Origin of the sequence: Aeromonas sp. R10-2, assembly GCF_040908445.1 — a bacterium.
In the GTDB taxonomy this organism is placed as follows: domain Bacteria; phylum Pseudomonadota; class Gammaproteobacteria; order Enterobacterales; family Aeromonadaceae; genus Aeromonas; species Aeromonas veronii.
In genome coordinates this window covers 1-24,867 of the sequence record NZ_JBFODS010000077.1, presented here as the reverse complement: position 1 = coordinate 24,867, position 24,867 = coordinate 1, and the positions used below count along the sequence as shown (strand labels likewise).

The 24,867-nt window shown below is 60.6% G+C and carries 24 protein-coding genes; 9 read left to right on the top strand and 15 right to left on the bottom strand.

Features of this window, described 5'->3' with window-relative positions; genetic code table 11:
• Positions 1 to 127: 127 nt before the first annotated feature.
• The 3 genes from ispD to putP all read right to left on the bottom strand — a co-directional run bounded on the left by ispD (position 128) and on the right by putP (position 2,856).
• Positions 128 to 820 (bottom strand): 2-C-methyl-D-erythritol 4-phosphate cytidylyltransferase, encoded by a 693-nt coding sequence (gene ispD / locus AB5Y97_RS15425; RefSeq protein ID WP_368158379.1) that lies wholly within the window; start codon positions 818 to 820, stop codon positions 128 to 130.
• Positions 813 to 1,130 carry a cell division protein FtsB gene (gene ftsB / locus AB5Y97_RS15420; protein ID WP_005335520.1) on the bottom strand — a complete coding sequence of 106 codons (318 nt, stop codon included), beginning with the start codon at positions 1,128 to 1,130 and terminating at the stop codon, positions 813 to 815. The genes ispD and ftsB overlap by 8 nt, the downstream gene beginning before the upstream one ends.
• 208 nt (positions 1,131 to 1,338) lie before the next feature.
• Positions 1,339 to 2,856, bottom strand: coding sequence for a sodium/proline symporter PutP (putP, locus tag AB5Y97_RS15415; RefSeq protein ID WP_005354514.1), 1,518 nt, complete (start codon positions 2,854 to 2,856; stop codon positions 1,339 to 1,341).
• A 326-nt stretch (positions 2,857 to 3,182) separates the two neighbouring features.
• Here putP and AB5Y97_RS15410 point away from each other — a divergent pair, with 326 nt between their 5' ends.
• Positions 3,183 to 4,076: a VirK/YbjX family protein gene (locus AB5Y97_RS15410; protein WP_368158376.1), complete on the top strand. Its 894-nt coding sequence runs from the start codon at positions 3,183 to 3,185 to the stop codon at positions 4,074 to 4,076.
• 69 nt (positions 4,077 to 4,145) lie between these two features.
• Here the strand turns inward: AB5Y97_RS15410 and AB5Y97_RS15405 are convergent, their stop codons facing one another.
• The 8 genes from AB5Y97_RS15405 to AB5Y97_RS15370 all read right to left on the bottom strand — a co-directional run bounded on the left by AB5Y97_RS15405 (position 4,146) and on the right by AB5Y97_RS15370 (position 12,278).
• Positions 4,146 to 5,072, bottom strand: a complete 927-nt coding sequence (locus tag AB5Y97_RS15405) for a L,D-transpeptidase family protein (protein WP_005354531.1) — start codon at positions 5,070 to 5,072, stop codon at positions 4,146 to 4,148.
• Between the two features lie 187 nt (positions 5,073 to 5,259).
• Positions 5,260 to 6,501: a mechanosensitive ion channel family protein gene (locus AB5Y97_RS15400; protein WP_005335524.1), complete on the bottom strand. Its 1,242-nt coding sequence runs from the start codon at positions 6,499 to 6,501 to the stop codon at positions 5,260 to 5,262.
• 143 nt (positions 6,502 to 6,644) lie between these two features.
• Positions 6,645 to 7,844, bottom strand: a complete 1,200-nt coding sequence (locus AB5Y97_RS15395) for an acetate kinase (RefSeq protein WP_005354534.1) — start codon at positions 7,842 to 7,844, stop codon at positions 6,645 to 6,647.
• A gap of 274 nt (positions 7,845 to 8,118) precedes the next feature.
• A complete protein-coding gene (locus tag AB5Y97_RS15390; protein ID WP_368158374.1) occupies positions 8,119 to 8,589 on the bottom strand; it encodes a YhcH/YjgK/YiaL family protein in 471 nt (156 codons plus the stop codon).
• 314 nt (positions 8,590 to 8,903) lie between these two features.
• On the bottom strand, positions 8,904 to 10,010 hold the full coding sequence (locus tag AB5Y97_RS15385; RefSeq protein WP_005362790.1) for a 1-acyl-sn-glycerol-3-phosphate acyltransferase: 1,107 nt from the start codon (positions 10,008 to 10,010) through the stop codon (positions 8,904 to 8,906).
• Between the two features lie 130 nt (positions 10,011 to 10,140).
• A complete protein-coding gene (locus tag AB5Y97_RS15380; RefSeq protein WP_042084525.1) occupies positions 10,141 to 10,839 on the bottom strand; it encodes an aspartate/glutamate racemase family protein in 699 nt (232 codons plus the stop codon).
• Between the two features lie 126 nt (positions 10,840 to 10,965).
• Complete coding sequence (locus AB5Y97_RS15375; protein WP_150389593.1) at positions 10,966 to 11,556, bottom strand: LysE family translocator; 591 nt, start codon at positions 11,554 to 11,556, stop codon at positions 10,966 to 10,968.
• A gap of 125 nt (positions 11,557 to 11,681) precedes the next feature.
• The gene (locus tag AB5Y97_RS15370) at positions 11,682 to 12,278 is read right to left on the bottom strand and encodes a LysE family translocator (protein ID WP_005335536.1); all 597 of its coding nucleotides are present in this window, start codon (positions 12,276 to 12,278) and stop codon (positions 11,682 to 11,684) included.
• 116 nt (positions 12,279 to 12,394) lie between these two features.
• Here AB5Y97_RS15370 and AB5Y97_RS15365 point away from each other — a divergent pair, with 116 nt between their 5' ends.
• From AB5Y97_RS15365 to AB5Y97_RS15355, 3 genes are all read left to right on the top strand, one after another.
• Positions 12,395 to 13,771 (top strand): PLP-dependent aminotransferase family protein, encoded by a 1,377-nt coding sequence (locus AB5Y97_RS15365; protein ID WP_101529607.1) that lies wholly within the window; start codon positions 12,395 to 12,397, stop codon positions 13,769 to 13,771.
• A gap of 54 nt (positions 13,772 to 13,825) precedes the next feature.
• On the top strand, positions 13,826 to 14,329 hold the full coding sequence (locus AB5Y97_RS15360; protein ID WP_335843361.1) for a hypothetical protein: 504 nt from the start codon (positions 13,826 to 13,828) through the stop codon (positions 14,327 to 14,329).
• 132 nt (positions 14,330 to 14,461) lie between these two features.
• Positions 14,462 to 16,123, top strand: coding sequence for a hypothetical protein (locus AB5Y97_RS15355; protein WP_368158371.1), 1,662 nt, complete (start codon positions 14,462 to 14,464; stop codon positions 16,121 to 16,123).
• Positions 16,124 to 16,238: 115 nt separating this feature from the next.
• Here AB5Y97_RS15355 and AB5Y97_RS15350 read toward each other — a convergent pair whose 3' ends face one another.
• Positions 16,239 to 16,652 carry a CBS domain-containing protein gene (locus AB5Y97_RS15350; protein ID WP_005354550.1) on the bottom strand — a complete coding sequence of 138 codons (414 nt, stop codon included), beginning with the start codon at positions 16,650 to 16,652 and terminating at the stop codon, positions 16,239 to 16,241.
• 154 nt (positions 16,653 to 16,806) lie between these two features.
• On the opposite strand from AB5Y97_RS15350, the gene AB5Y97_RS15345 reads away from it, so the two are divergent.
• From AB5Y97_RS15345 to AB5Y97_RS15335, 3 genes are read left to right on the top strand one after another with little or no spacing between them, the layout of a single operon-like run.
• Entirely contained in the window at positions 16,807 to 18,717 is a 1,911-nt protein-coding gene (locus tag AB5Y97_RS15345) for an ABC transporter ATP-binding protein (protein WP_368158369.1), read from the top strand.
• On the top strand, positions 18,710 to 19,171 hold the full coding sequence (locus AB5Y97_RS15340) for a DUF2390 domain-containing protein (RefSeq protein WP_005343337.1): 462 nt from the start codon (positions 18,710 to 18,712) through the stop codon (positions 19,169 to 19,171). The genes AB5Y97_RS15345 and AB5Y97_RS15340 overlap by 8 nt, the downstream gene beginning before the upstream one ends.
• On the top strand, positions 19,165 to 20,019 hold the full coding sequence (locus AB5Y97_RS15335; RefSeq protein WP_139437459.1) for a 23S rRNA (adenine(2030)-N(6))-methyltransferase RlmJ: 855 nt from the start codon (positions 19,165 to 19,167) through the stop codon (positions 20,017 to 20,019). The genes AB5Y97_RS15340 and AB5Y97_RS15335 overlap by 7 nt, the downstream gene beginning before the upstream one ends.
• A 104-nt stretch (positions 20,020 to 20,123) precedes the next feature.
• Here the strand turns inward: AB5Y97_RS15335 and AB5Y97_RS15330 are convergent, their stop codons facing one another.
• Positions 20,124 to 20,330: a hypothetical protein gene (locus tag AB5Y97_RS15330; RefSeq protein ID WP_201946626.1), complete on the bottom strand. Its 207-nt coding sequence runs from the start codon at positions 20,328 to 20,330 to the stop codon at positions 20,124 to 20,126.
• 191 nt (positions 20,331 to 20,521) lie between these two features.
• Here AB5Y97_RS15330 and AB5Y97_RS15325 point away from each other — a divergent pair, with 191 nt between their 5' ends.
• The gene (locus AB5Y97_RS15325) at positions 20,522 to 20,887 is read left to right on the top strand and encodes a DUF2061 domain-containing protein (protein WP_005343334.1); all 366 of its coding nucleotides are present in this window, start codon (positions 20,522 to 20,524) and stop codon (positions 20,885 to 20,887) included.
• A 186-nt stretch (positions 20,888 to 21,073) separates the two neighbouring features.
• Positions 21,074 to 21,670, top strand: coding sequence for an MliC family protein (locus tag AB5Y97_RS15320; protein ID WP_201946628.1), 597 nt, complete (start codon positions 21,074 to 21,076; stop codon positions 21,668 to 21,670).
• 38 nt (positions 21,671 to 21,708) lie between these two features.
• Here AB5Y97_RS15320 and AB5Y97_RS15315 read toward each other — a convergent pair whose 3' ends face one another.
• Positions 21,709 to 22,884, bottom strand: a complete 1,176-nt coding sequence (locus AB5Y97_RS15315) for a retropepsin-like aspartic protease (RefSeq protein ID WP_201946629.1) — start codon at positions 22,882 to 22,884, stop codon at positions 21,709 to 21,711.
• Positions 22,885 to 23,708: 824 nt separating this feature from the next.
• Positions 23,709 to 24,796, bottom strand: a protein-coding gene (locus tag AB5Y97_RS15310) for an IS3-like element ISAs22 family transposase (RefSeq protein ID WP_088821966.1) whose coding sequence is annotated in 2 segments (ribosomal slippage) — positions 23,709 to 24,544 and positions 24,544 to 24,796 — 1,089 coding nt in all. Because the reading frame shifts where the segments join, the coding sequence is not laid out codon by codon here.
• Between the last annotated feature and the right edge of the window lie 71 nt (positions 24,797 to 24,867).

Sequence of the window (24,867 nt, the reverse complement as noted above, 5' to 3'; positions counted from 1 at the left end):
TGCTGAAACCAACCCCATCAATTTTGTGTACGTCCACACCATGTCCAATCCGGATCATGCTAACTCCTTGTTCGGGCCTGTTTGTTCGAGACGCTCTGCTCTGAACGGTCTGTTCTGACTGAGGGGCTTATGCCTGCTGGCTTAAAAACAGCCCCGCCAGCGACAAGTCTTCCGGCCGGGTCACTTTGATATTGTCGGCGCGCCCCTCCACCATCCGCACCGTGAATCCGGCCCGCTCCATGGCGGAGGCCTCGTCGGTGATGGTAGCGCCCAGCAGCAGTCCCTCTTCCAGCGCCCGTTTCAGGGCTCGGGTCGGGAACATCTGCGGCGTCAGGGCATGCCAGAGCTGCTCGCGCGCGACGGTGGCGATGATATTGCCCTCCCCATCGGAGCGCTTCATGGTATCGCGCACCCGACTGCCGAGAATGGCACCGCCGCAGTTCATGGCCGTGGCAATCAGCGCATCAAGATCGCCGTGAGTCAGGCAGGGGCGGGCCGCATCGTGCACCAGCACCCACTCCCCTTGCGCCACATGGAGACCATTGAGGACGGAAAAGGCGCGCTCGGCGCCTCCCTCGACCCGCACAATCCGCGGGTCAGCCGCCACGGGCAGGGCCTCGAACCAGCGGTCATGGGGCGCCAGCGCCACGATCACCTGGGCGATAGCCGGGTGGGAGAGCAGCCGCTCCAGGGTATGTTCGAGAATGGTTTTACCCGCCAGTTGCAGGTACTGCTTGGGGCAATCGGCCCCCATTCGGCTGCCGATACCGGCGGCAGGGACGATCGCCGTCAGGCCGGATACCCGGCTGGCATCAGTCATCGTAGGGCTCATCGTCCGGCGCTGTCTCTTTGTCTTTCTCTTTGGGGATGATCCGGTAGAAGGTCTCCCCCTGCTTGATGTAACCCAGATCGTTGCGCGACAACTCCTCGATGGCCTCGAGGCCAGAGGTGAGATCATCTATCTCGCGGTAAATGAGGTCGTTACGATCCTTGAGAGTCTGGTTGTCCCGCTGTTGCTGCGAGATGGCCTCCGACAGGTTCTGATAATCGGATAGCCCGTTCTTCCCCAGCCAGAGGTCATATTGCAGTCCCCCCAGCAGGAGGATCAGGATCAGGGTGAATAGCCGCATGCACTAGGTCTCCTTCAGGCGGCCTAGTGTCCCATATTCGGTGCCAAGACAAAAGAAAGCGAGCACCCGGGAGCCACCGGCCGAACATAAAAAAGTGCCCAAGAGTGAATCAGATAGCACAAAGCCCCGCCAAACCGGTGCAAGGATGGCCAACCAGGGCGCTCCTTGTCCGGGGGCGGGGCTCTCAATCAGAAAGCGGTAAGGGGGATCAGTTCACCGCGACCGGCTCTCCCGCGCTCTCGGCCGGAGTGTTGTACTCCTCCTCGGCATCGCGGAAACGCTCCAGCATCGCTTTTGAGGGCGCTTCGCCCAGCAGACTGCCCACCACAATGGCCAGCAGTGCGAACAGGAAGCCCGGGATGATCTCATACAGCCCCAGCCAGCCGAACTGCTTCCAGACGATGACGGTGATGGCACCGACCAGCATGCCCGCCAGCGCGCCGTTGCGGGTCATCCGCGGCCACAGCACGGAGAGCAGCACCACGGGGCCAAAGGCGGCACCGAAACCGGCCCAGGCGTAGCTCACCAGCCCCAGCACCCGGTTTTCCGGATTCATGGCGACGGCGATGGCAATCACGGCGATCAGCAGCACCATCAGGCGACCCACCCATACCAGCTCACGCTGGGAGGCGTTCTTGCGCAGGAAAGGCTTGTAAAGATCCTCTGTGATGGCGCTGGAGCAGACCAGTAATTGACAACTTAGAGTGCTCATCACCGCCGCCAGAATGGCGGAGAGCAGCACCCCGGCGATCCAGGGGTTGAACAGGATCTTGGAGAGCTCGATAAAGACCCGCTCCGGGTTGCCGGTCACCCCAGCCGCCACTTCCGGGAAGCGGGCGAAGTAGGCCAGACCGAAGAAGCCGATGGCCACCGCGCCTGCGAGGCAGAACACCATCCAGGTCATGCTGATACGGCGGGCATTGGCCATGGAGTGGTGGGAATCCGCCGCCATGAAGCGGGCCAGAATGTGGGGCTGACCGAAGTAACCAAGGCCCCAGGCCATCAGCGAGACAATGGCGATCACATCCAGATTTTTGAACATGTCGAGGTTGGTAGCGCTCTTGGCGGCCACCTCGATCATGGCGCTGTCCACCCCGCCGACGGCGATGATGACGAAGACCGGGGTCAGGATCAGGGCGAAGATCATCAGGGTCGCCTGCACCGTATCGGTCCAGCTCACCGCGAGGAAGCCGCCGAAGAAGGTGTAGGTAATGGTGGCGGCGGCACCGACCCAGAGGGCGGTGTTGTAATCCATGCCGAAGGTGCTCTCGAACAGACGGGCACCGGCCACCACGCCGGAGGCGCAGTAGATGGTGAAGAAGAGCAGGATCACCAGCGCCGAGAGGATGCGCAGCACCTTGCTGTGATCTTCAAAGCGATAGGTGAAATAGTCCGGCAGGGTCAGGGCGTTGCGGTTCTTCTCGGTATGCACCCGCAGGCGACCCGCTACCCAGCGCCAGTTGAGGTAGGCGCCGATGACCAGACCGATGGCGATCCAGCTCTCGGAGATGCCGCTGACGAAGACGGCGCCGGGCAGGCCCATCAGCAGCCAGCCGCTCATGTCGGAGGCGCCGGCAGAGAGAGCGGTCACCCAGCTCCCCATTCGGCGGCCGCCCAGAATGTAGTCATCAAAGTTGCGGGTGGCGCGATAGGCGACGAAGCCGATCAACACCATTCCGAGGATATACACCAGGAAGGTGATTAACATGGGTGTGCTAGCTGTCATGCAAAACTCCGTTTTGTGTCATTTTCTGCCCGCTCTGGTGACGGGCTCATCCCTAAAAAACCGGCCTAGCTTAATCAGCCGTTCGCGCCAGCTCAACCACTTTTAACAAACACAAAACACAATAAAAACCTTTGCGCATCAAATCATCTGCCGCATCAAGAGGATGGCGCCAGATTTCCTGCCGTGGCCGTGACGGTCATCTCGCTGCGCCAGCCGCTACTGAGCGTTATGTTTTCACATTTTGTTACTATCCATTTTTTTACAAGCCAGCGCCCCGCTCCTACACTCCCCGCCCTGTCTCATCACACCAGTCAGAGGTCGGCACCATGTCATCTCATCTGTCACACCTGCGAACCCTCGCCCGCCGCCTTCACCCGGTGGAGGAGTCGGGTCATCTCATCCGACGGGCAAAGTATGTGGGGCGTCTCTGGCTCAATCCCGGCGCCCGTGCCCTCTATCGCCAGCAGCAGGAGCAACCGCTGCTGGCGCAGGCGATCAGCCGCTTCCCCGATATTCTGGAAAAGCCGATCCACCCCTATCGCCACAAGGGGCTCCGCAAGCGCCTGCGAGCCGGGCTTATCAGCGGCCACTACCAGCAGCTGGCTCGCCAGCTGCCCAAGGCGCAACAACTGGCAATCTACAGCGGGCGCGGCCTGCTGCTGGCCCAGTGGCAGAGCGACAAGCTGACGGCACTGCTGACCCTGCAACTGGATTACCAAACCCACATGGGCAAAGAGGGGGAGATGAGCCTGACCCTCAAGCTGGGTGACACTGCGCTCTATTACATGGCCCTCAATTTGCGCCCCGCGCCAAACCCGACCCTCGAGATCTGCTCGCTGCAGGGCGGCAAGGGGCAGAGCGAGGAGATCAAGCTGGTCACCAAGGCGTGCGGCGGGCTGCGCCCCATGTCCCTGCTGGTCTATATGGCCGCCGAGCTTGCCCGGGGGTTGGCGTGCAAAAGCCTGCTCGGGATCCGCACCCAAAGCCACGTCTATAAGAGCAGCAAGCGCACCGCCGATCGGGTCAAGTTCGATCTCGACGGCTTGTGGCAGGAGCATCAGGGCTGCGTGCAGGATGAACTCTGGATGAGCCTGCCGCTGGAGGTGCCCCGCAAGACGCTGGAGGAGATCCCCTCCCGCAAGCGGGCCAGCTACAAGGCGCGCTATCAGCTGCTCGATCAGCTCGGCAGCGAGCTGCAGACAAATCTGCTGCGAAGCTGAGTCAACCTAGCAGAAACAAAAAGGGCGAACAGCATGCTGTTCGCCCTTTGTCGTGACGGGGATTTGCCGTTAGCGGTTGATCGCCATCGGCATGCCGTTGCGCTGCTCCAGCGCCTGCTTCACCAGTTGGGAGTCGCTGTCGGCGTGGGCAATGAAGCGGGTCACCGCCGGGGTCATCGGCAGCGGTGCCGGCAGCTTGGAGTTGAACTCCTCTTCGCTGCGTGACAGCGGCTGGTGCACTTCCAGATAGCGGACACCGTTCGGTTCGAGAGAGGCCTTGATCGGCTGGTTGACGAACTGGACGCGAGTACCGACCGGTACCTGCTTGAACAGATAGGCGATGTCATCGTTGCGCAGGCGCACACAACCGTGGCTCACCCGCAGGCCGATGCCGAAGTTGGCGTTGGTACCGTGAATGGCGTACATCTTACCGATGTAGAGGGCGAACAGACCCATGGGGTTGTCCGGACCGGCCGGCCATACCGCAGGCAGGCTCTCGCCACGGGCGGCGTATTCGGCATGCATCTTGGCGGTCGGGGTCCAGGTCGGGCCCGCTTTCTTGCGCTGCACGCTGGTCACCCAGTTTTCCGGAGTATCGGTGCCGAGCTGGCCGATGCCGATGGGCAGCACTTCCACCACTTTTTTACCCTTGGGGTAGTAGTAGAGGCGCATCTCGGCCACGTTCAGCACGATCCCTTCACGGGGGGCATCCGGCAAGATCAGCTGCTGGGGGATCACCAGCTTCTCGCCGGTCTGTACCAGCAGGGGATCCGCATCGGGGTTGGCTTCGGTCATGTTGGTGAGCCCCAGCTGGAATTTGGCCGCAATGGCCTCCAGCGGCTGGCCGTTCTCTTCGGCCGGAACCACGTATTCCAGATTTTCCCCTACCAGACGGCTGTTGGCCGCAGGCAGAGCATATTCAACAGCGAAAACCGGCGCAGCGGTCAGCAGCAGGCTGTAGCAGAGTGTTGCCACACTATTGCGAAGGAGCTTCATAACTTTCCCATGATGATGACTTGAAGTGACGTCTCTGGGCTGGCAGCTGATCAAGAGGGGATCAGGGGCGCGAAGAGAAGGCCGCCATTTTTCTCCTCTACACGGCAAATTTCAACTGACAAGTGGCGACGGGTCGATGATTAATATGCGTTTTTTTCCGCGTCCCCGACCCGTCCCATTTCCCTGTTTATCCCCGTTGCCAGGCACGCATGTCGTAACCTGTGGGAGATTGATGCAACCGCAGATGAAATTGCTCAATGATGGCGAAGATATGGTCGAAAATATCGGCCTGGATCCCTTCGTAATCGGCCCATGCCGTTGTCGCGGTAAAGCAGTAAATTTCCAGCGGCAGACCGTCTGACGTGGGTGCCAGCTGGCGCACCATCAGGGTCATGTCCTTGCGAATACCGGGGTGGGCACGCAGGTAGGCATCCAGATAGGCGCGCAGGGTGCCGAGGTTGGTGAGGTGACGACCGTTGATGGGGCAGCTCAGGGCATCGCTCAGCTGCTGGTTGTAGGCACTCAGCTCCTGCTCCTTGCGGCTCAGATAAGGTGCCAGCAGTTGCGCCTGCTTGAGCTGCAACTGCTCCTCGGCCGTCAGAAAACGTACGCTGGTCATGTCGATATTGACGCTGCGCTTGATGCGGCGGCCGCCCGACTCGGTCATCCCCTGCCAGTTCTTGAAAGAGTCGGAGATCAGGGCATAGGTAGGAATGGTGGTGATGGTCTTGTCCCAGTTCGACACCTTGACCGTGGTGAGGCCGATGTCGGTCACCTCGCCATCGGCGCCGTACTTGTCCATCTGCAGCCAGTCACCGACGCTCAGCATCCGGTTGGCGGAGAGCTGGATCCCCGCCACCAGCCCGAGGATAGGGTCCTTGAACACCAGCATAAGCACTGCGGTCATGGCACCCAGACCGCTGAACAGGAACAGCGGCGACTTGCCGAGCAGCAGGGCGATCATCAGGATGCCCACCAGAATGCTGCCTACCAGCTTGGCCCCCTGGAAGATGCCGCGCAGGGGCAAATCCCGACCAAGGCGGGTGTAACGGCTCACCGACAACAGGCAGTCGAGCAGGGCGAAGAAGGCCAGCAGCAGGAACAGCAAAATCCAGAGCTGGGCCACCATTTCGATAAGCTTGAGGCTATCCGATTGACGGGGCAGCCAGATCTCCGCCTGACCGAGCAGCACGGCCCCCTGCAGCACGAAGGCGAGCCGGTTGAAGAGGCGCTGTTGCAGCTGGGGCGGCAGCCACACCTGCTTGGCCTTGCCGAGGATCCCCACCAGCCGGACCAGCAGCACCCGGTGCAGCGCCATATGCAGCAGCAACGAGGTGATGACGATAAAGCCCAGCGCGATCACCAGCGCCATCAGGCTGGTCACCTCCACCCCAAGGCCCGACAACCAGTTAAAAAACGCCTCTTTCATTGCTCTCTCCCGAACCGGGCAGCCCGCTGGCTGCAAAAACAGTGGTGGTCAGGGTACCGCTCCCCTCCCCCATGTCAAATCGGCGTACGCCAGAAATGACAACGCCCGGCACAGGCCGGGCGTTGTTTCAAAGCGAGGCTGACTTAGCAGACCAGGCTCAGGGCATCGCGAGCGATGACCAGCTCTTCGTTGGTCGGGATCACCATGGCGCAACGGCTGTCGGCGGTGGTGATGCGACCTTCGCCACCCAGTACCGCGGCGTTGTTGGCCTCTTTGTCCACCTTGAAGCCGAACAGAGCCAGGCGGTTCAGCACCATCTCGCGCACCATGGCGGCGTTCTCACCGATACCGCCGGTGAAGACCACGGCGTCCAGACGACCGTCCATCGCAGCGGCGTAGGCACCGACATACTTGGCCACACGGTAGGTGAAGACATCCAGCGCACGCTTGGCACCGGCGTCAGTGGCGTAGTTGGTGGTGACGTAGCGGCAGTCGCTGCTCGCTTCGGTCATCCCCAGCAGACCGGACTCACGGGTCAGGGTGTGGTTGATCTGCTCCACGCTGTAACCGAGCTGGTCGTGCATGAAGAAGACCACGGCCGGATCGATATCACCGGAGCGGGTACCCATCGCCAGACCTTCCAGCGGAGTCAGACCCATGGAGGTGTCAACGGATTCGCCGTTCTTGATGGCGCAGACAGAGGCACCGTTACCCAGGTGGCAGTTGATGATGTTCAGCTCGTTCAACGGCTTGCCCAGCTCTTTTGCCGCTTCTTCCGCGATGTAGCGGTGAGAAGTACCGTGGGCACCGTAACGACGGATGCCGTGTTCGCGGTAGAGCTTGTGCGGCAGCGCATAGAGGTAGGCCTCTTGCGGCAGGGTCTGGTGGAAGGCGGTGTCGAAGACGGCCACGTTCTTCTCGGACAGCTGCGGGAACACTTTCAGCGCGGCGCGAATACCGATGAGGTGGGCCGGGTTATGCAGCGGGGCGAACGGAATGGCGGCTTCGATACCGGCGATCACGCCGTCATCGATACGCACGGAGCGGGAGAACTGCTCGCCACCGTGTACGATTCGGTGACCGATGGCCACCAGTTGCTCGGCAAGAGTCGGATCCTGCGGCAGGATGTGACCCACGATATGGTCGAGGGCCTCCTGGTGAGCGGCACCCGCTCCCAGCATGGCTTCGCCCTTGACCCCGTGGAGTTTCCATTTGATACGTGCATCATCCAGATTGAAGCATTCGGCCAGGCCGGACAGCATGTCCTCACCTGTTTCGGCGTCCATTACGGCAAATTTCAGGGAAGAGCTACCGCAGTTAAGGATCAATACCAACTTGCTCATTTTCTACATCTTCCTGTGCTTCGGCTTTATGCCGACAGTGTCGTGTCATCCAAAAGAGGATGGGATTCCCCTGCCGGGGGCTTATGGTCGCAGGAGGGTGCGTCCAATTTTTCAATTCTTGCTCTTGAAAGAGTCATCGCAACCTGTGGTGCGTATCACTGGTTTCAATTCTTGCTCTTGAAAGAGTGATCGCAACTTGTGGTGCGTATCACTGGTTTCAATGCTTGCGAGCCTCAACGCATCAGCTGCGCAGGGCTCGCCTCAATGGGAATGCTCAGGCGATAGCCAGCAGATCCTTGTGTACCTTGACCACCAGCTTCTTCACCTTGGCGGGCTGGTTGAAGGTACAGAGCGGGCGGTGCAGCTCGCCCGGCCAGAAGATGGCGAAATCGCCTGGTTGCAGCGCCAGATAGCTGGTCTGCTCGTCCTCGACAAACCAGAGGTCGGGATGGAGATGGTCGGCGCCGTCGCTCACGTAGTCGTGGGGGCCCACACCTATCCACTCTTCACCGCGCAGCAGCAACTGGATATCGAGATACTGCTGATGGAATTCGCCACGGCGATCCGCGGCTGGCTCGGTCAGATCTTCGCTCACCAGACAGAACAGGTTGAGACCATCGATCTCGGTCTTGCCGAGCGGAGCGTCACCCCAGTGCGCTACACTCTTCACCACCTCGGCCATGATGCGGGCCAGCGGGGCGGGCAGCGGCGTCCGCTGCAGGGTGTTCAGGCTACCGGTGATCATGGCGTCTGTTTCCTGTTAGGTATATCTGGGCGGCATCTTTGCCCGCCAATGAAAAAGGACCTGTGACAGGTCCTTCAATAATGCCGTCTGCAATCCGTGCAAACCGGTTTAGAGCTTTTGCTCATGTTCAGCTATATGGGCACTGTTACACACTCGTCAGCACCTTGCCAAGAGACATAATCCCATTTTCATAGTGATCGTACCAGCTGAAACCATATTATTCACCACCCTTTCCCCCTCGACTTTGACCAGACGCAAAAACGGGCGCATCAGCGCCCGTTTTTTTCGCAAAACCGTTTAACAACCGGTTTCATTCAAGCCTTTTTGGCGTTTTCCACCGGTTTGGCGTACATGGCTCGCCAGATCGCCTTGTGCTCTTCCGGCACCTCTGACTGACGGGTCAGGAAGGCCGCCTGTTCGATGGTGTTGGCCTTGCCGGAGACATCGGCCGCCAGATAGTTGCTGGGGAAGAGGTGGTAACTGCTCCAGATCGCCTTGTCGATCAGCGCGGCCAGTTCGTCCGGATCGCTGAAGCCCTCGGTAATCGGCGCGCCGAAGGAGACGTGTACCCGCCCCTTCATACCGACGATACCGGCGACGATACTCTCGATATCCTCGAACTCGCCCTTCTCGTAGCTGCCGTTGACCGACTTCTCGTAGAGCTCGCGCGCCTTCGCCTTGTCGGTCGGGTCCAGCTCGTAGCTGATGCTGACCGGCACGATATTGAGGCTGCGCATGTAGTCGACGAAGTCGATCTTCTGCTTCTTGCCGTCGACGTAGAACATCTTGAGGATGGCGGGATCTGTCTTGTCATCGCCATTCTTGGCGCGCCCTTCCTTCTGGGCAATCCAGATGGAGTGACCTTCGTGGACCGAGTTGCCAATATAGGCAGACAACTCGCCGAGCGCCTTCATCATCTCCCGCGGCCCCTTGGCGGAGCGTTTGACGATAAAGCTCTTGTTGAGCTTCATCAGCTCGGTGGCGCAGGGTTTGCGCAGCAGGTTGTCGCCGATGGCGATGCGCACGGTATCGAAACCGTGGGTGTGCAGCCCCCAGTTGACGAACGCCGGGTCCATGGCGATGTCTCTGTGGTTGGAGACAAACAGATAACCCTGCTCTTTCTTCAGATGCTCGATCCCGGAAAAGGTCACCCCCTTGGTGGAGGTGGCGATCATGCGGGACATGTACCGGGTGACCCCCATCTGGACCTGATGCACTGTGGTCACTTTTGACCATTTGCGGCGCAGGAACAGGCGGATCATCGGGCGGATGGCCCAACCCAGCCAGCTCATCAGGGAACCGAAACGATACTTGGCGATGGCGCCGATAAATTCATCATCCTGGATCAGCCGTTCGATGGCTGCCGGCACTTCTTCATCGCGGTAGGGGCGAATATCCGCGAATCTATCTACTTCAGTCACAATGTCAGCCTTGCATGCTAGGAAACCGCAGCCAACCCGCGTTGGCCGGGGAAAATTCAGGGCGCAATTTTACACGCTTTTATGGCAAGGGGTATGAGACAAGCATGAATAGTGAGATCTGACCAGTTTATTAATCAGATGCCAGTGCCAGCGCGACCGCCGCCTCGGCATGAATGGCGGTGGTGTCGTAGAGCGGCACCGCCGCCCGGGCATCCCCCACCAGCAGGGCAATCTCGGTGCAGCCAAGGATCACCGCCTCGGCACCCGCAGCCGCCAGCCCCTCGATAATGGCCAGATACTCGGCCCGCGACGATTCACGGATCTCCCCCAGACAGAGCTCGTCATAGATGATCCTGTGTACCCGCTCCCGCCCGGCCTCATCGGGTACCAGCACCGCCAACCCGAAGCGCTCCTGCAAGCGCCCTTTGTAAAAATCCTGCTCCATGGTGAAGCGGGTGCCGAGCAGGCCGACCCGGGTTATCCCGTCCGCCCGCAATTTGGCCGCAGTGGCATCGGCGATATGGAGCAGCGGGATATCGATAGCCGCCTCAATCTCGGGGGCAACCTTGTGCATGGTGTTGGTGCCGATCAGCAAGAAATCGGCGCCGCCATCCTGCAACTTGCGCGCCTCCGCCGCCAGCAGGCGGGCGGTAGCGGGCCAGTCACCGGCATGCTGCAACCGCTCGATACCGGCAAAGTCGACGCTGTTGAGCAGCACCCGCGCCGAGTGCAAACCGCCAAGCTGCGCCCGCACCCCGCGATTGAGCGCCTGATAGTAACTGACGGTGGACTCCCAGCTCATGCCACCCAGCAGACCGATACATTTCATAGGAACTCCTTTCATCCCAAGGGAGGGCAGAACCACGCCACCTTGCAGACAAGGTCACGGGATCGAGATAAAAAAGGCCCCGCAGGGCCAACAAGACAGCCGGTAAAGGCCCGGGTCAACCCCGGGCTAAATCCAGATCATCCCGACACAGGCGGCTGTCGCCAGCCCCATGCCAAGATTGAAACGCCGCCAACCCCGGGTTGTGCGAATGATTTGCCGCACCTGGGCACCAAAAAGCACCCAGAACGCCCCGGTGTAGAGGCCGGTAATAAAGAAGATCACCAACACCCAGAGCGCAGAGGGCCAGTAAGCCTCCCCCGCCAGGGTGAAACCGCTGATGGCGGAGAGCGCCATCATCCATGCCTTGGGATTGAGCAGTTGCAGCATGGCCCCCTGATGGGCGGGAATGAGCGGCCGGTTGCCCTCGGCCGGGCCGCTGGCGGTCGCCACCTTCCACGCCAGCCAGAGCAGGTAGGTCGAGCCGATAATCTTGAGGCCGTCGTGCAGCAGCGGCACCTTCTCGAACACCACGCCAAGCCCCAGCGCGGTGGCGAGGATCATCAGATTGATCCCCCCGACCACCCCCACCAGCAGGGGAATCGTGCGGCGAAAACCCTGCGCCGCCCCGGCGCTGGTGAGCAACATATTGTTGGGCCCCGGCGTGCCGCAGGTAACCAAGGCAAACCCCGCCAGGGGCAGTAACCAGTTCAGATCCATCTCAACCTCTTGTCGATGCAACGCCCCCATTATGGGGAAAGCCTTCTAATATGCAGAGCCAACCCCGTGGCGACAAGTCAGAAATGCCTCTTTCCAGGCCACCTCCCCCATCGGCGCAGCACGGCTCAATACCAGAGCATCACCACGCAGAGCGCCGTCAGCAGACCGAGGGAACCGTTGAGTCGCCGCCAGCCCCGATCCGAGCTGATCCAGTTGCTCAGCTGATGGCCGAACAGTACCCAGACAAAGCAGACCGGCAGGGCCACCAGCACAAACATGACCATCACTGCCAGCTGACTCGACCAGTAACTGGCGCCGGGCAGGCTGAACAGACTGATGGCGGAGATCCCCATCATCCACGCCTTGGGATTGAGGAACTGAAAGCCCAGCCCCTCCAGCATGGTTAGCGGACGGGCCCTCCGGGCCGGATCCCCCGGCGCCCCGGCCACCGCGATACGCCACGCCAGCCACAGCAGATAGAGGCTGCCGAAGATCTGCAAACCGAGGCGTAATAAGGGCCAGCGCTCGAACAGCGGATAAAGCCCCAGCGCCAGCACCAGTTGCAACACCGGCTGCCCCAGCCCCACCCCGAGCAGATGTGGCAGGGTGCGACGCACCCCGAAGTTGGCGCCGGAGGCCGTCAGCATCAGGTTGTTGGGCCCAGGCGTACCGCAGGTAAGTACGGCAAAACCGAACAGGGTGACATACCACTCCATCGTCATATTGTGACTCCTTGCTCGCCACATTGTATCGATACAATTTATGCTATTTGGTTGTTATCAGGTTGAAATTCACGCTATATTGACAACAAATTTTGATCAATGGATTTATTGTCACCATGACAATCTGGACGCCCGACCTTGCGGCCTTCGATGGCCCCCTCTACCTCAAGCTGGTCAAAGCGATCGAACAGGGGATCGTGAATGGCGAGCTGCCACCGCAGACCCGATTGCCCACCCACAGATCCCTGGCGGATCGTCTGGGTGTCACCGTCGGCACCGTCACCCGCGCCTACAGCGAGGCGGAGCGGCGTGGCCTGCTGGCCGCCCGGGTGGGACACGGCACCTGGGTCAAGGGAGCGAACACGGATCCCGCCAATGAGTGGGTGATCCGCCAGGAGGAGGGGCACCGCATCGAGCTGTGGCAGAACCTGCCGGTGCAGCTGGATCGGGCGGCCATCATTCGCCCCATGCTGGGGGAAGTGGCGGACGGGGATCTCAACGCCCTGCTCGGCTACGACAAGGAGGCGGGACGGCCGGATCAGCGCCAGCAGTTCGTCAACTGGTTGGCGGAGCAAGGGGTGGCCTGCAGTGAGGATCGCCTGCTGTTCAGCCACGGCGCCCAGCACGGCATCATGCTGGCGCTGCTGGCTACCAATTGCGTGGGGGAGACCATCCTGTGCGAGGGGCTGAGCTACCCCGGTATGCTGGGCAATGCCCGTCAGCTGAAGAATCAGGTGGTGGGGCTCGCGATGGACGAGGAGGGGCTGCTGCCCGAGGCGCTGGACGCCGCCTGCCGCACCCGCCGGGCCAAGCTGCTCTACCTCACGCCAACCCTGCAAAACCCCACCACCGCCATCATGAGTCTGGCGCGGCGGGAGGCCATCGTCGCCATCGCCCGTCGCCACGATCTGCTGATCATCGAGGATGACGTCAACGGCCTGCTGCCCCAGCAACCTGTGATCCCTCTGGTCAATCTGGCGCCGGAGCGGGTCATCTATCTGGGCAGTCTGGCCAAGATCGCCTGCGGCGGCCTGCGGGTGGGCTTCGTACTCACGCCCCCCGCACTGCGCAGCGCCTTCGCCCAGACCATGCGGCTGTCGAGCTGGATGGTGAGCCCGCTGCTGATCGAGCTCGCCTGCAAAATGGTCAGTCAGCGCCAGATCATGCCGCTGGTCGAGCAGCAGCGGGAGATCCTCAAGCGCCGTGGCGAACTGCTGCGCCACCTGCTGCCTGCCGCCCGCTGGCAGCCGGGCAGCATGCACGCCTGGCTGCCGCTGCCGGAGCCCTGGCGCAGCCAGCAGTTTGCCGCTGCCGCCGATGCCCTTGACGTTGGCGTGGCGAGCGGGGAACACTTCGCCGCCGGTCAGTTTGCCGCTCCGCAGGGGGTGCGCCTGAGCCTGAGCCAACCCGCCACCGACGCCCGGGTCGGCGAAGGGCTGGCCCGTCTGGCCCAACTGCTGCAGGGGACGCCCCCCAGCAATCCCCTGCTATAGTCAGGGCCAGCAGACCTGACCTTCACGCTTCATCGTCATAGCCAAGGAGATGCCGTGCCCCCCATCAGAGCCGCCCTGCTGTTTGCCACCCTGTTGCTGGGCGGCTGCGCCTCGTCCACGACCCACCAGCAGCTGGGGGCCGCGCTCAATGGACTGGAAGGGGAGTTGCAACGACTGGAAGAGGAGCTGGCGGCGATGAACGGCCTGCACTATCAAAAGGCGATCGATGCGCCGCTCAGTTTGCGCCGTGTGCTCGGGGCGCCGCAGCCCACGCCAGAGGGGCTGGTGCCGGTGGCCAGCAAGCTGGAGGATGGGCCAATCCTGCGCTATCAATACCGACTGCCAGCGGGGATGGCGAACCTGCCTCAGGACAACCTCTGCCAGCGCTACGAGTTCGAGCTGCGCCATCTGGGCCGCCTCGGCAAGCTGGAATTAAGCTGGCTGGGGGAACAGGGCAAGGGGTCGCGGCTGATCCGCCAGAGCGACTGCCCCTTCGGGGCACAGGCCCGCCCTCGGCAAAAACAGGTTGCAGCCCTGAGCTATGGCATAACCGATTGAAATAACAGCCCATAGTGCGCCCTCCAGCACCCTGCTGGCTACTGTCAGCTTTTCACTCAGCGAGTGCTGTGCCTATGTTCCTCTTGGGTCTACCATAATCAACCTAATGGTTTGCTCACAGGAAGTACCTGCATGACGATACTGCTGCTCGAAGAGGATCCCCTGCTCCGTAGCGCCATCACCCGGGAACTGACCGAACAGGGGGTGCCCGCCGACCGGCTCCACTACCACAGCCATCCAAACCACGAGCGCAGTGGCCTGCTGGCCCTGCTGCAACAGCACGCCTTCGACGCCATCATCTGTCAGCAGGACAAGCAGCAGGATCTTGACGGAGCCCGGCTGCTGCACGAAGCGCACTATCTCGGCCTGCTGCAACCCGGTTGCGTATTGCTGCTGCTCGATGCCGATCAGAACGAGCAGGAGTTTCTCCCCTCGGATCTCTACTTCTCCCTCTATCTGCCCCTCCCCTTCATGACCCAGCAGCTCACCGCGGTGCTCGGCCAGCTGGTGAAGTTAAGCAACCTGACCCGTACGCTGGCCGCCCCCATTCTGCTGCGGGAGTGGCAACTGGCTACCGCCCTCTGTGAAGACCTGCTGTTTCAACGGGAGAATCGCTCGCTGACCCCCTGGCTGGATCGACTCAAGGGCTACCTGCTGCTGCAATCAGCCGAGCAGATCACTGCCGCCCAGCACTATGCCCTCTGTGCCAACGAGTATCAGGCGAGCTGGCAAAGGGCCGGGCTCTTCTACGCCATGCTGAGGCTCGGCAAATTGCAGAGCGCCCAGACCGACTTGCAGCGCCATCAGGCCAGCGTCTCGATGGCCACCCGGCTGGAGCTGCAACTCGCCAGCCAGCTGCATCAGCATCACTGGCTGGCGGCGTGGGAGACCATGGGAGAGCTGCTGCAGATCCGCCCCCATCAACCGCGCTGGCATCAGCTGGCGATGTTGCTCGGGCTGGTGCTGCAGGATGAGGAGAAGGTGCTGGAGCAGGCCAACAGCCTGACCCTGTGCCACTTCAGCGAGCAGCGCGTCCGGCTCGCCATCGACAGCTTCATGCTCAATGCCAGTCTGGCGGTGCTGTGGCACGCCCCCTCCAGCAACCGGATCCGCTCCCTGCAACAGGAGTGGGAGCACCTCAAGCGCACCGTCCACCTGCAACCCCACGAATATGAGCTGCTGCAGGCGTTGATGCTGGGGCTGGATTACCGATTTGACGAGGCGCTGATCCTGATTGCCCACCACCAGCCGGATGAGGGGAGCGACAACCACCTCACCCTGCTGCTCGGCTTTGCTGTCAGCCAGTTCTGCGGTTTGCCCCACCACGCCCAGCGCTACCTGACCCAGCTGACCCAATACCGCGTCAGGGTTGCGCCCCACCCGCTCACCCGCCAGCTGTTCCACCATCTGGTGGCCGAGCTGGGCCAGCGCCTGACGGCGAGAGAACAACGGCTGAACGAACTGCGCCATTTGCGCCACAAGGCGATGCAGGCCAGCCAGTATCAGACAGCCCTGCAAGCGGGCTTGCAGCTGCTGGAGGAGTTCCCCGCCCTGCCGGGCGATGCCTGGCAACTGCTGGAGCTGCTGCAACACTGCTGGCCAGCGGGTATGGCCGCTCCCAGGGTGGCACTGCTGGTCGATACCCTGGAGCGGCGCCTCAAGCACAGCCCCGCGTTTCTCGATCAACATGCCCGGCAGTACCAGCGCACCCTGCAGGAGATCCGCACCCATCTTCAGCCACACCTCTCCGGCAGCGGCCCCTCCTGTCTTGTCGCAGGGCAGCCCGAGCCGTGATGATGCTGGCGGCGTGCAAACCGGCATTGTCGGCAAAGCCAATATAGAGAGGGGAGCCTTGGCTCCCCTCTTTGCATGTTGGTTCTCTGTCAGCTGATGGCGATAAGCATTGGACTCAAACCAGCGCGTCACTCTCCAGCGCCGCCTTGAGAAAATCTTTCCAGCTGATGATGCCGACCAGGGCGCCATTCTCCAGCACCGGCAGGCAGGAGACCCCCTTCTCCAGCATCAGCTTGACGCCGTCGCGCACGGTGAGATGGGGTGCGATGGTAACGAGCTGACGACTCATGATCTGGTGGGCCCGCTTGTTGAGGGTTTCGGTATCGCGGCTCATCTCGGCTTCGGAGTCGAGATAGGGGCTGATGGCGCGGAACAGATCCCGATCCGAGATGACCCCCACCAGCTCCTCCTCTTCCAGCACCAGCAGGTGGCGAAAGTGTGCCTGCTCGAAGATATCCTTGATGACGCTGAGCCGATCATCCATTGAAACGGTGGCGACCCGGGTCGTCATAATATCCCTGATATGCATGCTAACCTCCCGTAACCAAACTGGTTTCTCTGTTATGGCATGTTTTTGCAGCGCCAGCCAGTGGCCAGCCCTTCGCTACAGTGCAAATCAGCGTCATTTCACGTAAGATCCGCGCCAGTTTTTCTCCTCCATTTTGAGCAAGCAGATCCCACCCATGATAGTTGCCAGTCAAATCGAACTGATCCGCGGCGGCCGCAAGCTGCTGGACAACGCCTCCGCCACCATTCACCCCGGCCACAAAGTGGGTCTGGTGGGCAAAAACGGCTGTGGCAAGTCCACCTTTTTTGCACTGGTACGGGGCGAGCTGGCCATCGACAGCGGCACCTTCAGCCTGCCCGCTGGCTGGCAGATTGCAGGCGTCGCGCAGGAGACCCCGGCACTGGAGTGCTCCGCCCTCGACTACGTGATCGACGGCGACAAGGAGTTTCGCACCCTGGAGGCCGAGCTGGCCAAAGCCGAGGCGGATGACAACGGTCTGCTGGTGGCCGAGCTGCACGGCAGGCTCGATACCATAGGCGCCTACAGCATTCGCGCCCGCGCCGCCGAGCTGCTGCACGGCCTCGGCTTTGGCGGGGATCAGCTGAGCTCGCCGGTGCGCAGCTTCTCCGGTGGCTGGCGCATGCGCCTGAACCTCGCCCAGGCGCTGCTCTGCCGCTCCGATCTGCTGCTGCTCGATGAACCGACCAACCACCTGGATCTCGATGCCGTCATCTGGCTGGAGAAGTGGCTCAAGAGCTACCAGGGCACGCTCGTGCTGATCTCTCACGACCGGGACTTCCTCGACTCCGTGGTCGGGCGCATCATTCACATCGAGAACGGCAAGCTCAACGAATACACCGGCGGCTATTCCGACTTCGAGCTGCAGCGCGCCGAACAGCTGGCCCAGCAGCAGTCCATGTACGAGAAGCAGCAGCGGGAGATGGCCCACATGCAGTCCTATGTGGATCGCTTCCGTTACAAGGCCTCCAAGGCCCGCCAGGCGCAGAGCCGGTTGAAAGCCATGGAGCGGATGGAGAAGATCCTGCCCGCCCACGCCGATTCCGAGTTCAGCTTCGAGTTTCGCGAGCCCTCGGCCCTGCCGACCCCCCTCATCGCCATGGAGAACCTCAGCGCCGGCTACGGCGACAAGGTGATCCTGGAGAAGATCAAGCTCAACCTGGTGCCGGGCTCACGCATCGGCCTGCTCGGGCGCAACGGTGCGGGCAAGTCCACCTTCATCAAGATGCTGGCGGGCTCCAATGCGCCGCTCTCAGGCAAGCTGGAAGTGAGCGCCGGGGTCAGCATCGGTTACTTCGCCCAGCATCAGCTGGAGACCCTGCGTCTGGATGACTCTCCCCTCGATCACCTGGTGCGCCTCGCCCCGGACAAGACGGAGCAGGAGCTTCGCAACTACCTCGGCAGCTTCGGCTTCCACGGGGACAAGGTGCTGGACAAGGTGGCCCCCTTCTCCGGCGGCGAGAAGGCGCGCCTGGTGCTGGCCCTCATCACCTGGCAGCGCCCCAACCTGCTGCTGCTGGATGAACCGACCAACCATCTGGATCTGGAGATGCGCCACGCCCTGACCATGGCGCTGCAAGGGTTCGAAGGGGCCATGGTCGTGGTCTCCCACGACCGTCACCTGCTGCGCACCACCACGGACGACTTCTATCTGGTCCACGGCGGCCGGGTCGAGCCGTTCGACGGCGACCTCGACGACTACCACAAGTGGCTCGGCGAGCAGGAGAGAGAGGCCAACGCCAAGCCGGCGGACGGCCCCGTCTCCGCCAACTCGGCGGTGGCGCGCAAGGATCAGAAACGGCTCGAGGCCCAGTTCCGCCAGCAGACCCGGCCGCTTCGCCAGAAGCTCGAGAAGCTCGAGGCTGGTATGGAGAAGCTGCAGGGGAAACTCGCCGACATCGAGCAGCAACTGGCCGACCCCGCCATCTACGAGGAGAGCGCCAAGCAAAAGCTCTCCGAGCTGCTAAAGTCCCAGGGTCCCCTCAAGGAGGAGCTTGAGGAGATCGAACTGGAGTGGATGAACCTCTCCGAGGAGCTGGAAACCATGGAGCAAGCCTTCTTTGCGTGACGAACAGCTGATGGCCAGCGAGCGGGTCGCGGTCCACGAATTGCCGACGCCGATCGGCTTCTGGCACTGGAGCGGCAAGGTCTATGGTGAGCGCAGCCAGGATTGGCTCACCGTGCAGGAGCAGGGGGGCAACGTCAATCTGGCGCTGCTGCTGCACCGGCTCGATCAACTCGGCATCGTGGTCGATCTCACCGACCTGCAACCGGCGCTGGTGCAGACCGAAGCGGTGCTGACCCCGTGGCGCGCCCTGCGCCAGAGCGCCAAGACGCGACTCGACGAGCAGCAGTATCAGTCGATGCTGGCCCACGAGCTGGAGCTGGAGCGGCTGCAACAGGGCGTCCTGTTGCAGACCCTGCGCAGCCTATCCCTGTTTCGCGGCAACAGCCGCAATTTGTTGAACTATCTATCGTTACTGGGTGCCCAGCAGGGCCCCCTCAGAGATCTAATATGCTGAGCTACCGCCACGCCTTTCACGCCGGCAACCATGCCGACGTGCTGAAACACGCCGTTCAGGCCCTGATCATCGAGTCCCTCAAGAAGAAGGAAAAACCCTTCATCGTGCTGGACACCCATGCCGGTGGCGGTCTCTACGACCTGCGCGGCGACTGGTCCCAGAAGAAGGCCGAGTATGCCGACGGCATCGGCCGGCTGTGGGACGAGCGGGCCCAGTGGTCTGCCATGGCCCCCTATCTCGGCGTTATCGAGGAGATGAACCAGAACGGTGAGCTGCACTACTACCCCGGCTCGCCGGAGCTCTCCCGTCGCCTCACCCGCGAGCAGGACAAGCTGGCACTGATGGAGCTGCACAACAACGAGGTCGAAGACCTGCGCGCCAACATGGGCTATGACCCCCGCGTCGCCGTCCACCACCGTGACGGCTTCGAGGGGCTGATCGCTCTGCTGCCGCCGACCCCGCGCCGCGGGCTGGTGCTGATCGACCCGCCCTATGAGCTCAAAGAAGATTACTTCGCCGTGGTCGACACCCTGAAAAAGGCGCAGAAACGCTGGGCGACCGGCATCTACGCCCTCTGGTATCCGATCCTCGGGCAGGAGGCGGACAAATCCCGCGACATGCTGCGCGCCATCAAGCGGGAAAACTTCGGCAACGTGCTGGTGGCCGAGCTGGAAGTGGCCGGTCAGACTGCCGACTGGGGCATGAACGGTTCAGGCATGCTGATCATCAGCCCACCCTGGATGCTGGACGAGCAGATTGAAGCCTTCCTGAAACCGCTCTGTGCCAAGCTGGCGCAGGGCGCCGGTGCCCAGTACAAGGTGGAGTGGCTCAACAAGGCCGAGGGTTAATCCCCTGCTCCTACGGCGCTCACCGAGTTCAAACGCAAAAGCCCCATCACGGGGCTTTTTCTATTGGTGCGGCCGGTGTGTAAGGCAACCTGAACCTGCACACCCTATGAACGGGTGGGTAGTTCCTGTTTCAGCGCAACCAGCAACAGGGCCAGCAGGCCAAAGGGCGGAAACAGACAGAGCAGGGAGCAGATAAGGGTGATCAGCGCCGGATGCTCGCTCTTGCGGCGCGCCAGTCGCCAGGCGATGACGCCGACGATGACCATCAGCAACGCAATGAACTGGCCAAGCAGAGTGGCATTGATATTCATGAAAGATCCTTTTTCATGGGCAAGTGTGAAGAACCTGTACTTTATCGCCTTGGCTGCGATTGGCAACCGCTGAACCACACCGGCCACTCGCCCGTTGATAGGTTCTCTCTATGCTGGCAATAGATGAGAATAGTTTTCATTTAGTCTCATTTCGGCGGATACTCTCATCATCAACAGAGGGAGCCGCCATCATGAAAAAGACCATCAGCTTTGCCATTCTGCACTTCGGTGTCGCCTTTACCGTGGCCTACCTGCTGACCGGTGAGCTGCTGACCGCCAGCCTGATCGCCCTGATCGAGCCCGCCGTCAACACGGTCGCCTTCTACTTTCATGACCTTGGCTGGCACAAGCTCAAACCAAAGCACAGCCTGCAGGCCAAGACCAGCAGCTTCGCGGTGGTCCACTTCTCGGTGGCCTTCGGGGTTGCCTTCCTGCTGAGCGGCGAGTTGCTCACCGGCGGCGTGATGGCGATGATCGAACCGGCCATCAACACCGTGGTGTTCTTCTTCCACGAGCGGCTGTGGCGCGCCCGCAGTCAGCAACTGGCGCTGGCCTGATCGACCGGGCAACCCGCCTCCCCCTTTATCGCGGCCACAAAAAACCCGACATTCCGGCCAGGAGTGTCGGGTTTTTCCGTTTGGCAGCCATTCAGCAGTACAAGTGGGCTCGGCTCCCCTGCTGCATTGCCCTGTAGAGTGTGCTGTAGTAGGCAGATATGCCCTCCTCATTGCTGGAATCTATCGATGAACAAGACCTTGCTTGCCACCCTGCTGTTTGCCCCTCTGCTGGCCAGTGCCGCAACCCCCTCCTTTGACTGCACCAAAGCCTCCGGGTCGGTCGAAACCCTGATCTGCAAGGATGCCGGACTGGCCGCCCTTGATAACGAACTGGCGGCCCTCTACCCCAAGGCGATTGCAGCGCTCTCTCCCGAACAGCTCAAGACCGAGCGCGCCATGCAGCGCGGCTGGATCAAGGGTCGCAACGACTGCTGGAAGGCGCAGGATCTGCGCCAGTGTGTGGAGGATAACTACCTGCTGCGGATCACCGAACTGCAGATCAGCGGCGGCCAGCTGATGGTGCCGGCACCGGTCAACTACAAGTGCGGCAAGAGCGTCACTCTCTCTACCTACTTCTATAACGATGCCAAGCTGCCCGCCGCATTGATCAACCTGAGCGAGGGCGACAAGCAGCAACAAGTGCTCGCCTATGAAGCCCCCAGCGCCAGCGGTGCCCGATATGAAGGGCAAAATCTCACCTTCTTCACCAAGGGGGACGACGCCACGCTGGAGCGTTACGGCCAGCCAACCCTCACCTGCATGGAAAATCCAACCAAGGGCTGAGGCTCATGGGGGCGGCTCATCTTGCCGCCCCTCCTTGACTAGATAGCGATATCCAGCGGTTTTCCTTCCCGCACAATCCGCAACTTGAGCGACCCCGGCTTGCCGGTGCTGAGCAGTTCACGCACCTTGTCGATCTCGAGGGGACGATAAGCCACCCCGTTGATCTGCTCCAGAATGTCGCCGTTGGCCAGACCATAGGGGGCCAGATCCCGTTCGTCGCTGTAGTAGACCTGCAGATGCTCGCCATCAAAACGCACCCCGATATTGCGCAGGATTGGGGGCACTTTGCGCGCCAGGCTGTCGGCGTCGTAGCAGAGCATCATCCGCCCGGGCATGATCGCAAAGCGATTGAAGCGGTTAACAAAATCCAGTCCCAGACCATACTGCTCATTGCTGTTTTCCGACACGCGCAGCTCACCGAGCTGGCGCTCATCAAAGTGCAGGCCGGTGAGGATATGTTCACGCCCCTCCACCATACCGCTGGCATCCACCCCTTTGCGTGGCGTGGCATCTTCACCAGCGATCGCCTTCTGGCTCGCCATAAAGTCGATAAAGGCATGGTCGGCATAGCTCTGATCGGCCCCGGTATCCAGATACATGCGCACGCTGCTCTCGCCGTGGGTCAGATACACGGCCGGGGAGCGGTTGTAGCTATCTTCATAGCCGATGCAACGCTCGAAGGTGGCTGCCGACGGTGCCGTCAGCGAAGCCGTGAGCTGATGCCTGTCGCGATCAAACACCCAGTTGAAACGGCGGATGGTGTCGATCCCGAGGATGCCATCGATACGGCTACCGAGAGACTGGGAGATGAGATCGAAATCAATAGTTGCCCACAGCTCGCTGTCATCAATTGTGACCGACCCCACCGAGAAGGGCTGCGGCTCAACAAAGCCAAGCTGCTCGCTGCCCAGTTGGCTCGAAACGCTGCTCACAGTGGCAAAATCAGCCTGATAGGCCCTGGGCAATTCGCTTAAGGTCAGCGCCTTGAAGCGGCTGGCCAGACGACGATCGATAAAGGTGATACTGGCCCCGGTATCCAGCAAAAACTGGTACTGCTCACCGGCGATGGTGACGGGGATCAGGGGGGCACTTTCGTAATGCACTGTCAGCACCGGGCCGGGTGCATTGCGCTTGGTGGATGAATCCGGGGCTGTGCAGCCTTGGACGACGAACAGGGCCAACATGGCCAGCGCCACTTTGAACTGCGACTTCATAACTCTCCTTCCCGATAGCAGATGCCCCCGCGACGCCACCGCATAATGCCATCTTGTTGATTTATAGATAAATAAGCTGTTTCAGCGGGGAGCGCGGACAATAACAAAGAGTTTTATGCTAGTTCAAGCCAGATATGACCATGAATATTCTATGGGGATAGCTCAAGAATGGTTGTTCACGCTATGTCGGCGCGTCATCAATCGTAGGTGACATTTGATTAATTTATTGATCTTGCACAGAAATTCTAAATATTGAGCTTTCTCTCCACAGCGCCATAGTTAATATTGCCATTTGGCAACACTTGCCTCGTCGGAGTCTCCCATGAGCCATGCCAACCCCATCCCGTTGGTGAAACGCAGCAAACTGGAGGCTGAAATTCAGGGGCGGTAGCCATGCAGGACGGAATGGATAAGCGAGAGTTGCCCACCAAGACCGACTCAACATGGTGACAGCCTTATGTTTATTTCTGACCTGTTCATGCAAGCGTGCTTTGGCGGCGCTTTCCAAGACGGCTCTGAGAGCTGTTTTTTATACAGTATTAAAAACGGCGAAAAATAGAGGAAGTCAAGCGAATACGTTAAGTACGAAAAACAAGATGGTAATCTTGTGATTTTATAATGATTTTTACTTGGCGACGATGAAGATGTTACGGAGTTATATGGCATTCTCTGCTAACGGATTAATGCCGCCTTCCATCTAATCACTGTTATACACTAAGAGTGAAATTTAAAGCACGAGGAAAATAATGACTCAAAAACCAACAGTTTTTATAGCTTCTTCAGTTGGTAATCCCCCCATTTTTTGGAGCACTCAAAAGTAGAGGTCATGCGGCCTGTGCCAAGCGCTGTTTCGGCGTGTAGCCGCCCAGCGCCATATTGGGCCGCTCATGGTTATAAACCCACAGCCAGTTCGTGGCAAATTCCTGTAACTCATTCAGTGACTCAAACAGGTAATGGCCCAACCAGTCGTAACGCACAGTGCGGTTAAATCGCTCTATGTAGGCATTCTGCTGCGGGTTGCCTGGCTGGATATACCTCAGCGCAATCCTCTTCTGCTGCGCCCATTGCTTGAGCTCTTCGCTGATGTATTCCGGACCATTATCACAGCGGATTGCGGCTGGTTTGCCCCGCCACTCGATGACCTGCTCCAGCACCCGTTTGACTCGCGAGGCAGGCAAGGAAAAATCCACCTCGATGCACAGTGCTTCGCGATTGAAGTCATCGATCACATTAAACAACCGCACCGAACGACCATCGCTGAGCTGGTCATGCATAAAGTCCATCGACCAACAGTGATTCGGTTGGTCAGGGACTGCCAACGGCTCCGGCTTGGCGCGTACTAGCCGCTTCTTGGGTTTTATCCGCAGATTGAGCTCTAGCGCCCGATAGATCCGGTAGACCCGCTTGTGGTTCCAGCCAAAGCCTTTGACGTTACGCAGGTACAGGAAGCACAGTCCGAAACCCCAGTTGCGCTGGTTGGCGGTGAGGCGCAGTAGCCAGTCGGCAATCTCCTGGTTTTCATCAGCCAGCACGGGCTGATAACGGTAGCAACCCTCGCTCACCTTGAACACCTGGCAAGCCAGACGGATAGAAATGGCGTAATGAGCCACAGCCTTGGTCGCCATCTCCCTGCGGGCAGATGGCGTCACCACTTTTTTGCCATCGCCTCGGAGATGATCTCAGCCTTTAGGCGCTCCTCGGCATACATCTTCTTAAGGCGACGATTTTCCTCTTCCAGCTCTTTGAGGCGCGCCATGAGAGAGGCATCCATGCCACCGAATTTGGAGCGCCACTTGTAGAAGGTGGCGGAGCTGATGCCATGCTCACGGCAGAGCTCAGGGACGGGTGAACCAGACTCGGCCTGCTTGAGGATGGCGATGATCTGTGCATCGCTAAAGCGTGATGTTTTCATGTAGAACCTCCTGCGTTCAAGATACGAGAAAATTCTACTTATGAGCACCTCAGTTTTTCGGGGGGATTACC